This window comes from Arthrobacter glacialis (genome assembly GCF_002909415.1).
GTDB classification, from domain to species: domain Bacteria; phylum Actinomycetota; class Actinomycetes; order Actinomycetales; family Micrococcaceae; genus Specibacter; species Specibacter glacialis.
Genome location: NZ_PPXB01000007.1, coordinates 46,662 through 58,152 on the forward strand (window position 1 = coordinate 46,662; position 11,491 = coordinate 58,152).

The 11,491-nt window shown below is 61.1% G+C and carries 11 protein-coding genes; all 11 read right to left on the reverse strand.

What is annotated here, in order from left to right:
• Nucleotides 1-33: 33 nt before the first annotated feature.
• The 11 genes from CVS28_RS10245 to CVS28_RS10295 all read right to left on the reverse strand — a co-directional run bounded on the left by CVS28_RS10245 (nucleotide 34) and on the right by CVS28_RS10295 (nucleotide 11,420).
• A complete protein-coding gene (locus CVS28_RS10245; protein WP_103465679.1) occupies nucleotides 34-2,895 on the reverse strand; it encodes a DEAD/DEAH box helicase in 2,862 nt (953 codons plus the stop codon).
• A 19-nt stretch (nucleotides 2,896-2,914) separates the two neighbouring features.
• The gene (tatC, locus tag CVS28_RS10250) at nucleotides 2,915-3,709 is read right to left on the reverse strand and encodes a twin-arginine translocase subunit TatC (protein WP_103465680.1); all 795 of its coding nucleotides are present in this window, start codon (nucleotides 3,707-3,709) and stop codon (nucleotides 2,915-2,917) included.
• Nucleotides 3,710-3,768: 59 nt separating this feature from the next.
• The gene (tatA, locus tag CVS28_RS10255) at nucleotides 3,769-4,080 is read right to left on the reverse strand and encodes a Sec-independent protein translocase subunit TatA (RefSeq protein ID WP_103465681.1); all 312 of its coding nucleotides are present in this window, start codon (nucleotides 4,078-4,080) and stop codon (nucleotides 3,769-3,771) included.
• A 21-nt stretch (nucleotides 4,081-4,101) separates the two neighbouring features.
• The gene (locus tag CVS28_RS10260; protein ID WP_103481452.1) at nucleotides 4,102-4,473 is read right to left on the reverse strand and encodes a hypothetical protein; all 372 of its coding nucleotides are present in this window, start codon (nucleotides 4,471-4,473) and stop codon (nucleotides 4,102-4,104) included.
• Between the two features lie 9 nt (nucleotides 4,474-4,482).
• Nucleotides 4,483-6,537, reverse strand: coding sequence for a helix-turn-helix transcriptional regulator (locus tag CVS28_RS10265; RefSeq protein ID WP_103481453.1), 2,055 nt, complete (start codon nucleotides 6,535-6,537; stop codon nucleotides 4,483-4,485).
• A 133-nt stretch (nucleotides 6,538-6,670) separates the two neighbouring features.
• On the reverse strand, nucleotides 6,671-7,066 hold the full coding sequence (locus CVS28_RS10270) for an FKBP-type peptidyl-prolyl cis-trans isomerase (protein WP_103465684.1): 396 nt from the start codon (nucleotides 7,064-7,066) through the stop codon (nucleotides 6,671-6,673).
• A gap of 21 nt (nucleotides 7,067-7,087) precedes the next feature.
• On the reverse strand, nucleotides 7,088-8,071 hold the full coding sequence (locus CVS28_RS10275) for an FKBP-type peptidyl-prolyl cis-trans isomerase (protein WP_103481454.1): 984 nt from the start codon (nucleotides 8,069-8,071) through the stop codon (nucleotides 7,088-7,090).
• Between the two features lie 181 nt (nucleotides 8,072-8,252).
• Nucleotides 8,253-9,623, reverse strand: a complete 1,371-nt coding sequence (gene pafA, locus CVS28_RS10280) for a Pup--protein ligase (protein ID WP_103481455.1) — start codon at nucleotides 9,621-9,623, stop codon at nucleotides 8,253-8,255.
• A 14-nt stretch (nucleotides 9,624-9,637) separates the two neighbouring features.
• The gene (gene prcA, locus CVS28_RS10285; protein WP_103481456.1) at nucleotides 9,638-10,384 is read right to left on the reverse strand and encodes a proteasome subunit alpha; all 747 of its coding nucleotides are present in this window, start codon (nucleotides 10,382-10,384) and stop codon (nucleotides 9,638-9,640) included.
• 1 nt (nucleotide 10,385) lies between these two features.
• On the reverse strand, nucleotides 10,386-11,207 hold the full coding sequence (gene prcB / locus CVS28_RS10290) for a proteasome subunit beta (RefSeq protein ID WP_103481457.1): 822 nt from the start codon (nucleotides 11,205-11,207) through the stop codon (nucleotides 10,386-10,388).
• Nucleotides 11,208-11,213: 6 nt separating this feature from the next.
• Nucleotides 11,214-11,420: a ubiquitin-like protein Pup gene (locus tag CVS28_RS10295; RefSeq protein WP_103465689.1), complete on the reverse strand. Its 207-nt coding sequence runs from the start codon at nucleotides 11,418-11,420 to the stop codon at nucleotides 11,214-11,216.
• Nucleotides 11,421-11,491 lie beyond the last annotated feature (71 nt).

Sequence of the window (11,491 nt, forward strand, 5' to 3'; positions counted from 1 at the left end):
GGGCATCCGCGCAGAGATGCCGCGGTAGGGGTTTTAGTCCACCACGGCCGTGTAAGTGACAACGCCACGGCGGAGCATCTCAATGGCCGATCGGCACACGGGCGCAAACCCGGCCGGTACGGCGGGGACCTGGGCCAGCTGGCCCAGCAGGTCAATGACTTGCTTGGTCCAGCGCACAAAGTCGCCTGCGGCCAGCTCTGTGCCTGCCAGCGAATCCTGCAGGCTGCGACCCTTGGCCCACTTGTACATGGGCCACACCAAACCCATCTCAGGCTCACTGGTCAGCGGCAGTTTATGAGATTCCTCGGCGTCTTGGAGCCTTGACCACGCGATGACAACATCTTCCACCGACTGTTCCAGGCTCACACTGGGCATCCGGGGACGGGACCCTTCGCCGTCGCGCTTGGCCTGGTAGACCAAAGTGGTGACAAAGGCTGCCAGCTCGGCCGCGTCCAGACTTGAAAACGCGCCCTGTCGCAAAGCCAGGGCAATCAGCAGATCCTTCTCGCCGTACACTCGGCGCAGGCGTTGGCCGTCCTCGCTGGGCACTAACTTTCCGGAGCCGTCGGCAACCACAAAACCGTAGCCAGCCAGCAAGTCAATGACCCTGTCAAAGGTGCGGGCGATGGTGTTGGTGCGCGCCTGGATGGCCCGCACAATTCCGTCAGTCTCGCGCCGCAGCTTCCACCAGCGCTCGGACCAGCGTGCGTGGTCCTCCCGATCGCTGCACCCGTGGCAGGGGTGGGACCGGAGGTTCCTGCGCAAGGTGGTGATGGCGGCATCCTCGCCCGTGGCGGCATATTGGAAAGCAGCAGTCCGGTGCGGGAGCTGCGCTGATGTTTCGGCCAACTTGGCCTCCAACGCTGCCAACAGATTGCGTTTGTCCTTGGGCACCTTCGCATTGAATCCCTTGGGCAGGCGCAGCTGCGCGGCAACCTCCACCGGTCCGGTCAGGTCGTGCAGGTTCAGTTTCCGCAGCTCCCGATCAACCGTCAGAATGGTGGGCCGCGGTTCGCGCGTGTTGCTGTCAGGACCAACCACGACGGCGTGCCCCGGGTTGCGTCCGCCCGGCACCAAAATCACGTCACCGGCACGCAGGCTGGCAATGGAATCAACCACCGCGTTGCGGCGCTGCTTGGACTTTGACGCGGATGCCCCTGACTCGTGGTCGGAGAGCTCGCGGCGTAGTTTGGCGTACTCGTTGAAGTCACCCAGATGGCAGGTCATGGCTTTTTCATAGCCGGCCAGGGACGCTTCCCGGGACCGCACCTGTTTGGCCAGGTCCACCACCGAACTGTCTGCCTGGAACTGCGCAAAAGACGATTCAAGAATGTCGCGGGTTCTGTCCTGGCCAAATTGTGCCACCAGGTTGATGCTCATGTTGTAGGTGGGACGGAAGCTGGAGTTCAGGGGGTAGCTGCGCTTTGAGGCCAAGCCGCCCACGGCAGTGGGGTCCGTGCCCGGCTGCCACAACACCACCGCATGGCCCTCAATATCGATCCCGCGGCGTCCGGCACGGCCCGTCAGCTGGGTGTACTCCCCCGCTGTGATGGCAACATGGGCTTCACCGTTGTACTTTTCGAGTTTTTCCAACACCACTGTGCGGGCGGGCATGTTGATGCCCAGGGCCAGGGTTTCGGTGGCAAAGACTGCACGCACCAGTCCGTCGACGAACAGGTCCTCCACCACCTCCTTGAAGCTGGGCAGCATGCCCGCATGGTGGGCTGCCAGTCCGCGCAACAGGCCGTCCCGCCAGCCCCAAAAACCCAGCACGTCCCTGTCCGAGTCGGGGAGTTCGGCGCAGGCCGCGTCAACGCGCCGGGCAATTTCAATGCGCTCGGCATCCGTGGTGAGCCACAGCCCTGCAGCGGCACACTGGTTGACGGCCGCGTCGCAGGCAGCGCGGGAGAAGATGAAGGTGATGGCGGGGAGCAGGTTCTGCTTCTCCAAAGCGCGAATGACTTGGGGCCTGGAGGCGGCGCGGGTCATGCCAAAGCCGCTGGTGCGCCCACTGCCGTACTTGCCGCCGCCTTGGTACCTGCCACCTGCGCGGTCGGAGCCGTCCCGGCGGCCGTTGCGTGAATGGCCGTTGGCGCTGACGGTTTCCGAGCGCGCCAGCTTCAACAGTTCGGGATTGATCTTGGGGGTGCGGGAGTTATCCACGGTGTCATTGCCGGGGGCAGCTTCGTCAAAGGCCACATTCTCGGCAAACAGGTCAACCAGGTCCCGCTGGACCATCACGTGCTGCCATAGCGGCACGGGCCGGTGCTCAGAGACCACCACAGCGGTGTCGCCCCGGACGGTGCCCAACCAGGCACCAAACTCTTCTGCGTTGGAGACCGTGGCGCTCAGGGAGACCACGGCAACCTCACTGGGCAGGTGGATGATGACCTCTTCCCAGACGGCGCCGCGGAAGCGGTCAGCCAGGTAATGGACTTCATCCATGACCACATAGGCCAGGCCGTTGAGCGTGTTCGAGTCTGCGTAGAGCATGTTGCGCAGCACTTCGGTTGTCATGACAACCACGGGAGCTTCGGAGTTAACGCTGGTGTCGCCCGTCAACAGGCCCACGTTTTCTACACCGTACTTCTCGCAGAACTCTTGGTACTTTTGGTTGCTCAGAGCTTTGATGGGAGTTGTGTAGAACGCCTTGTAACCGCGGGTGAGAGCCAAGTGCACAGCAAACTCACCAACAATGGTTTTGCCGGCGCCGGTGGGGGCTGCAACTAAAACACCGCGGCCGGCCAGGACGGCACGGCACGCGGTGTTTTGAAAATCATCCAGCTCAAAGGAGAGGCCTGCCTTGAATTCTCCCAACTCGGTGCCTTGGTCTCGAACTCGATCCTTGGCTGCCAGGTAACGTTCGGCAGGGCTTGTCATCTCGGAGCTTGGCATACTACAAGCCTACGTCAGCTCAGAGCACTTCCAGATCCGTTGAGGGCGTGGCCACATCGGCCATCGACTCTGATTCCTTGACCTTCTTCGCATCACGCCGGTCGCGGCGCTTGTCGTTGAGAACGCACAGTCCAATGGCACCAAAATACAGAACCAACAAGGGGGCGCCCAGGAAGAACATGCTCATGACATCCGAGCCCGGTGCTGCCATGGCAGCAACGATCGTGACACCCAAAATAGTGAAACGCCAGGCCTTCAGATACGTCTTTCCACGCACCATGCCGATTGCATTGAGCGCAAAGAGCAGAACCGGTACCAGGAAGGCCACGCCCATGAAGAGCATCAACTGCAAGGCAAATTGCAAGTAGTCAACTGCCTTCATGATGTTGCTGCCGCCCTCGGGCGTGAAGGACGTCAGTCCACGCACAATGTTGGGCCACATCAACCAGCCCGCGTAAATGCCGGCAAGGAACAACGGCACGGAGGCGAACATGTACGACAGCGTGTAGCGGCGTTCCTTCTTGGTTAACCCTGGGGTGATGAAGGCCCACAGCTGATAAATCCAGACGGGGGATGCCAAAACCAGGCCAAGAATCAAGGAGATCTGAATCTTCAGGTCAAAGGAAGTGGTGACACCCTCAAAGTTCAGGGCAGCATCAATGTTCCGGGATTGGCTGATGTCACGCAGCGGCTCAGTGATGGCATACATGAGCGGATCATAAATAATCCAGCCAATGATCACGCCGGGGATCATCGCCAGGGCGCTCTTGAAAAGCCGGTTGCGGGCCTCAATGAGGTGCGCTTTAAGCGGCATCCTGCCTTCAGGATTGGCTTTACGGCCCTTTGTGGCGCCCACCGGCTCTTCGACCGTTTCTATGACTGAGCGCCAGTACCGGTTCCGGTACCGTCGCCCGAGACGTTGCCCTGTGCCGGGTTGTTAACGATCTTGCCTTCCATGGGGGCCTCAGGGGCGGCCGTGGCCGAAGGGGCCGCTGACGCGGTCGGCGTGGTTGAGGGCTTCTCGTCCTTGCCGTCGTTCTTCATTTCCTTGACCTCGGACTTGATAATCCGCATGGACTGTCCCAGGCTTCGGGCCATGCCGGGCAACTTCGGGGCTGCGAAGAGCAAGAGAACAACAATGATGATGATGGTGATAGCCCAGGGGCTCTCAAAAAGTCTTCCCACGGTAACGCCTTTCCTTTTGGTTCATCCTACGTCTTGTAATGCTTCGATGTCGCGCAAGGATTGGAGCTGTCCGCGTTCTTTCCTGCGGGCGACGCGCCGCTGAAGTCGGGCAAAACGCCGTTCCTCCTTGGTAGCTAGGTAATCATCCTTCATTTCTTCAGGTGACGCAAAAACGGCGCTGCCGGGAACCACCGTTCGCTCTTCTGTGACGTGCTCCACTGTGGCTTTCGACAGTTGCTGGTCCCAGTACGCTGCCCGCTCATCACTCACATCTGTGAAAGTGCGCATGGTTGCCGACGCCTGGCGCCAGAGCTTGAGACCCAAAAAGGCCATGAAAAGCAGGGACAGCGCAATCAGCGCAATCCAGAGAAGGATCCAAAACCACCAAGGCATTTTTTGAGTCTAGCCGTCCAGTCTGGGAACAGCCGGGGTGTTTTCGCCCACAGCGTGATAGCTGGCCTCGGCCTGCGCTAGCCAGGCGGCCGTTTGAGCAGTGGCCGCTGGCGGACCCACCACGCGTGCCTGCCCGCCCATCCTGGCCATGAGCGGGGCGAGTGTGGCAATGTCCCCCACCAGCAGGCGCATACCCACCTCACCGCCGGCCAGGGCAAAGAGCGAGGCGTTGTAGGCCGGCCCCAACCGTTGCACGGCGGCGGCGCTTGCCACCACCTGCACAGCGTGGTCGTTGCTGCCGGGATCATAAATGCCGGTGTTGAGCTGCCACGGGAGCCCCGCCGCAGGCACATGGTCTTGCGCTCCGGCGTCGGCCAGTTCCTTGATGGCATCCACCCGGAAACTGCGCAGCTCCCCCGCCTTGTGGCACCAGGCACGCAGGTACCAGAGCGAATCGAGCGAGAAGAGCCGAATGGGTTCCACCCTGCGTTCGCCCAGTTCATCACGGGCCCGGACCAGATAGGTCATGGTGCAGGCACGCTTGTTGATGATGGCGTCTTGCAGCACAGCTATGGTTTCCACCTCGGGGCCGGTGATCAGTTGAAGCCCGACGGCGTTGGCCAGCCAGGCGTCCTCCCCCGCCACGGCGCGCAGCGATGTGATGGCAGCGTTGAGTGTATGGGCCTGCTCGGTGCCGGGCAGCGCCGTAAGCGCCTGGAGGCCCACCAGAACTGAGCAGGCTTCTTCCTGGGTCAGGCGCAGCGGGTTGGACAGGGTCTCGGCATCCCTGATGAATACGTGCCCGGCCTCCGTGGTGACATCCATCAGATCGCCGTGGAGGTAGCCGGGCAGGCCGGAGACGTTCAGCGTGTCCCGGTCCTTCTCCCACTCCTTGGCAGTGATGTTGAATTCCGCCAAGACCTCAGCTTCTTCCACCCCCGGATTGGCCACCAAATACGGCACCATGGACAGCAGCCGGATGAGCCGGTCCCGTGAGTCCTTTTTCTTGGCCGCGGGGCCCGGCAGCGGGACGGTCCAGTCAAGGGGACCCTGTTCGGAATCGGCGGCCACTGCAGCGCGCTGCAAGCGGGCGGCCACGGCGTCGCGCAAGGCGGGCGGAGCAATAACCAGCGCTTGGGCACCCATGGCGGCGACGTCGTCGGCCATCAACTCCGGCTCACGATAGCTGACCTCCAGCACTTCCCAGCCCTCACGGTGCCAGGCGCCGTCGGTGACCCGTTCGGTGTCTTGGCGGCCGCGCAACCAATGAGCAGCATCGCGCGGCACAGCAATCTGGGCCGTGTGCGGGGTGCCGGTGCCCAGGCTATCCAACACGGAGGCGATGGTGAACTCTTCGGGACGTTTGAACGTCTCCTGGGCGTGGACGCTGACCTCAGAGGCGATGCGCGAGAGCCGGAAACTGCGCTGCTCTCCCCTGTCCAGGTCAAAGCCTGAGAGGTACCACTGGCCATACTTGTTGCCAAGGCCCCAGGGCTGAACGGTGCGCACAGTGGTGGTGGCGGCCCCGGCAGCGCTGTAGCCAAAGGTCACGGGGTGATGGCTGCGCAGCGCTGTCCAAAGAGGCTCGAAGGAAGGATCGGCGGTTCGGATGCGCGACTGCGAGGTGGCGGCATCCTCATACCAGCTGGTTCCTGCCCGGGTGGCAATCTTGCGCAGCGCTGACTGGGCCGCGGCACCAAAACTTGCTTCGGCCCAGACATTGGCGGCAACTGCCAGCAGCGTCATGGCCGACTCGTCGAGGCGGACCTCGGGAACCCGGTAGTCCACCGGATCAATGCGGTACAGCGATTGATCCTGGGCATCGGTGTCATAGTTGGTGGTCACAGTCATGGGAATACCCAGCTCCTGCAGGGTCTTCTTGTCCCGTTCAAACATCCGCTCAAAGGACGCCTGGACCTTCTCTTCCTCGGCAGAGGTTGAAGCCACCGGCGGGTAGCCGTTGATTCGTTCCCGGAGGTAGCTCTTGCTGTGGCCGCGCCGGGTCCCCAAAAGGGCAATCACCAGATTCAGCAGGCGTTCAGTGGCATCAATTTTTGTGGACACACAGCCCAGCGTACCGGCAGCGGAACTGTGTTACTGACCCGCTCTTAAACAACTGACCCGCAGTAGTGGTCGAAAAAACGCGATTTCGCGCCGTTTTTCGACCACTACTGCGGGTCAGTTGGAGTGGGGGTGCTTAGCGCACGGCCACCAGGTCAACCACAAAGATCAACGCTTCATTGGGGCCAATGGCTCCACCAGCACCGCGTGAGCCGTAAGCCAACTCGGAGGGGATTTCCAGACGACGGCGGCCGCCCACCTTCATGCCGATCAAGCCCTGGTCCCAGCCCTGGATGACCTGGCCGATGCCGGCGCGGAACTCCAGCGGGTTGCCGCGTCCCCAGGAAGAATCAAATTCTTCGCCGGTGGAGAATGCGACGCCCACGTAGTGGGTGGAAACGGTGCTGCCGGGGACTACTTCGGTGCCGGTGCCTTCGATGAGGTCTTCAATGACCAGTTCGGTGGGAACGGCGTGTGCCGGGAATTCAATTTCGGGCTTGGTGCGATCGTAGTCGCGTGTTCCAAAAGACATGGTTCTCCTTGCGGGTTTTAGTTACTTCTTCGCTTCAATCTTAACAACAAATACCAGAGTTCCGGCAGGCTTGCCGCCGGCCGCTGCATCCTCGCCGTACGCCAACGACGCCGGGATGGTCAGCTGCACAGTTGAACCAACTTTTTGGCCTGTCAGACCCTTGGTCCAGCCCTCAATAACTCCCTGCAAGCTGAATGTTGCAGCCTCGCCACGCTCATAGGCGGAGTCGAACTGCTTGCCGTCGGACCAGGTCCAGCCGGTGTACAGGGCGGAGATTGAATCGCTGGCGGCCAGGACGTCGCCCGTACCTTCGGTGAGAACCTGAACGGCCATGTCTGCCGGCGGATCGTTCTTGGGGATGGTGATGCTGGGGACGCCCTTGTCATCAAACTTTGCAACGGGCAGTTTGCCGTCCTTGGCAAGAGCCGCAACGTCATCAGCGCTCATGAGCTTTGCCGGCGCCGGCGCATCCGTCGCGGAGACGACCTTGAAGACACTCATGGCGGCAGGCTGCTCGGGCTGCTCCGGGGCCTCCGTTGAACCTGCAACGGCAGGCACGGCAGGGGTTGCGTAGGCGATGTAGGCGCCTACCTTGGCACCGGCAAAGGTCGAGTAGACCAGGGCGAACTGGGTCTTGAAATTATCATCCAAGGTGATCTTGTTGGACTGTTCCTTGGTGAACGACTCGCCGATGGTCTCACCATCTGTGGCGTTCAGCATGACCTGCTGGAACGCAACGATTTGGCCGGCCTTGATCTGCTCGCCGTCACCGGGGGTGACCAGGCGCATGGACTCGGCCTTGATCTCCAACGGCATGTCAAAGGTGACCTTGGGTGCTTTACCCTTGCCGAGGTCTTCCACCTTGACGGAGGCCAAGGCCTCCGCGTTCGACGGCGGAATCGACACCGAGGCGCTGGGTGCCGGCGCGGCGGAGTCCGTTGAACCGGGTGCACACGCTGTTGCAAGCAACAGCACTGGAAGAAGCAGGGCAAGAAGTCGGCGCACAGAAACTCTTTCGATTGCAGGTTTGATGGGGGGAGGGCAATAACGCGGCGCCCTATGACACGGTGCCCCATCAAGCACGTGGATGAAAAGGGCTGCGTCCAGCTTATCGCTTGAAACTGAACGAAAGCTGCGTGGCAGCCCAACATGTCCTTGGTTGGGCTACTGCTACACGGTTTTTTTATTACTCGTGGCGCAAGGATGCTATGAGTTCATCGACGCGTTCGTCGCTGCTCTTGAACGGGTCCTTGCAGAGAATTGTTTGGTGGGAGCGGTCATTGAGTTTCAGGTGAACCCAGTCAACCGTGTAGTCCCGTCCGGAATCCCTGGCCGCGCTGACAAACTTGCCGCGCAAGTGGGCGCGTGTTGTGGCCGGCGCCGTATCCACTGCAGCAAGGATTTCTTCGGCGGTGGCCACCTTCGCGGCGGCGCCGCGCCGTTCGAGCATGTTGAACAAGCCCCTGTCCGCGGAGATGTCGTGGTAGCGCAAATCGAGTTGCGCCACCTGGGGTGAGCCCCACGTGACGTTGTGCCGGTCAGCGTAGGCGCCAAGCAGCTTGGCCTTGATGGCCCAGTCGATTTCGGTGTCGATGCTGGAATAGTTTTCACTTTCCACGGCATCCAGGGTGCGTTCCCAGAGATCCAGGATTCGGGGCACCAAATCATGGTGTGCTCCGTGCGAGCGGACAAAAGCGCTCACTTTTTCCAAATAGTGTCGCTGAATCTGGATCGCTGTCATGGTGCGGCCATCGGCCATCTTCAGCGGATGCTTGCCCGTGATGTCATGGGAAATCTCGCGAATGCTGCGGATGGGGTTCTCCAGGCGCATGTCGCTCATGATGGAGCCCGCCTCAACCATGCGCAGAATCAAGTCGACACTGCCTACCTTGAGCATGGTGGTGGTTTCAGACATGTTGGAATCCCCCACAATCACATGCAGGCGGCGGTACAGTTCGGCATCGGCATGGGGTTCATCACGGGTGTTGATGATGGGCCTGGAGCGGGTGGTGGCTGAGGAGACGCCTTCCCAAATATGGTCGGCGCGCTGGGAAAACGCATACTGCCCGCCCTGCTGGGCCGGCAGCACCTTCCCGGCCCCGGAAATGAGCTGCCGGGTGACCAGAAACGGGATGAGGATATCCGCCAAACGGTTGAATTCGCCCTTGCGGGTGATCAGATAGTTCTCGTGGCTGCCGTAGGAGTTTCCGGCGGAATCCACATTGTTCTTAAAGAGGAAGATCTGCCCGTTGTAACCCTCCAGTTCCAACCGTGCCTGGGCTTCGTGGACAAGATCGTTCAGGATGGCTTCCCCGGCACGGTCGTGGGCTATAAGCTGGGCGATCCCGTCGCACTCTGCCGTGGCGTACTCGGGGTGTGAGCCCACATCCAAGTACAGCCGTGAGCCGTTGGGCAGGAACACGTTGGAGGAGCGTCCCCAGCTGACCACCTTGCGAAAAAGGTACCTGGCAACTTCTTCCGGCGACAAAGGCCGTGAGCCTGGGGCTGAATAGGCCACACCAAACTCGGTTTCAATGCCAAAAATTCGCCTGTCCACCAGCTAATTCCCCTCTAGTCTGTTCTCAGTTGTGCTGCAACATCTGCAGCGGATAAACGCCGAAAGGCCCTGTGCGAGCCACCCACAGCCGCCGCATTGCGATCCAGGACCGCAACCTCCAAGGTAGGAGCCCCCAGCCGGACCGCAGGGCCGGCACCTGCTGTGGCGGCACCCGTCGTGGCGGCCTCGAGCCGGGGAGCCTCCAAGGCATTGACAGCCCAGCGCAGCGCTTGGCCAAGTTCGGCCCCGGCACTCCACACTTTTGCCAAGGTGGCCTGCACCAGCTCGGCCTTGCCGCCCATGGCCAAGTAGCCTGACTCATCTGAAATGGACCCGTCAAAGTTCAAACGGAAGATGTGGTCTTCACCCTCCCGATCCCCCACTTCGGCAACAGCCAGTTCCACCTCAAAAGGCTTTTGCTCGGCGGTGAAAACAGTGCCAAGGCTTTGCGCATAAACACTGGCCAGGCCCCGGGCCGTAACATCCACCCGGTTGTAGGAGTATCCGCGAACATCGGCATAGCGCACACCGGCCTGGCGCAGGCTTTCAAATTCGTTGTACTTCCCTACTGCGGCAAAGGCAATGCGGTCATAGATTTCACCAATCTTATGCAGGGTCGGTGAGGGGTTCTCTGCCACCAGGGCCATGCCGTCACGAAAACTCAGGACCACGACGGATTTGCCCCGGGCAATTCCCTTGCGGGCAAAATCTGCCCTGTCCTTCATGACTTGTTCGGGAGAAACATAGAATTGCTGCGCCATTTTATGCCTCCCTGCGTTCGGCCATTCGCCGAGCGGTAATGGTTTCCACCACGGCAGCTAATGTTTCGGGGCTGACCCGGGTGGCGCCTTGCTGCGTGACAACATAGACCACAGGCCACAATTGCCGCACCAGGTCCGGCCCTCCTGTGGCGGAGTCGTCGTCGGAGGCGTCAACCAATGCCTCAACAGCCACGGCTACGGCCTCCTCGGGACCCATCTCCGGGCGCCACAGTTTTTTCAGCGCACCCCGGGCAAAAACGGCGCCGGAACCAACACTGTGGTGTTCCAATTCTTCATAGCGGCCCCCCGTTACATCATAAGAAAACAGGCGGCCGGCGGGCTCCTCTGGCTCGACGCCGGCGAACAATGGAACCACCGAAAGGCCTTGCAGGGCCATGGGCAGATTGGCGCGGATCATGGCGCCGAGCCGGTTTGCCTTGCCCTCAAGACTCAGCAGGGTGCCTTCGATTTTCTCGTAGTGCTCAAGTTCCACCTGGAACAATCGCACAATGTCGATGGCGATGCCTGCCGTGCCGGCAATGCCGAGCACGGAGTACTTGTCAGCCGGAAAGACTTTTTCAATGTGCCTGTTGGCAATCATGGACCCCATGGTGGCGCGCCGGTCCCCCGCCATGACAACACCGCCCGTGCAGGTCAGCGCCACAATGGTGGTGCCGTGCGGGGTGGCCGGCATGCTGCCCGGCGGCAAGACCTGGCCAAAGGGCAACAGCCCGGGATGGCTGCGGCTCACATAGTCAAAGAACGACGACGAAGAGCCGGCAGCTTCCAGCGCCGGAAACTCACTTCTGCGCTGAGAGTCCATGAGGTGCTACTGTCCACCCTTTTGCACAAACCCGCGGACAAACTCTTCCGCGTTTGATTCCAGCACGCCGTCGATCTCATCCAGGAGATCATCCACCCCTGAGGTGGCCGCCTGGGCAGCGCCAGAATCTGGTGCCGGAGTGGGCAGGGGCGCCTCATCGACGTGTTCTTCCTCGGTGCGGGAGGAAACGTTTTTTTGTTCCTGCGAAGCCATGGTTAGTCCCTCATATCCGGATCCCTGATACCCGTAGCTGGTATCTGACTCCATCCTGCCACGGACCTGCC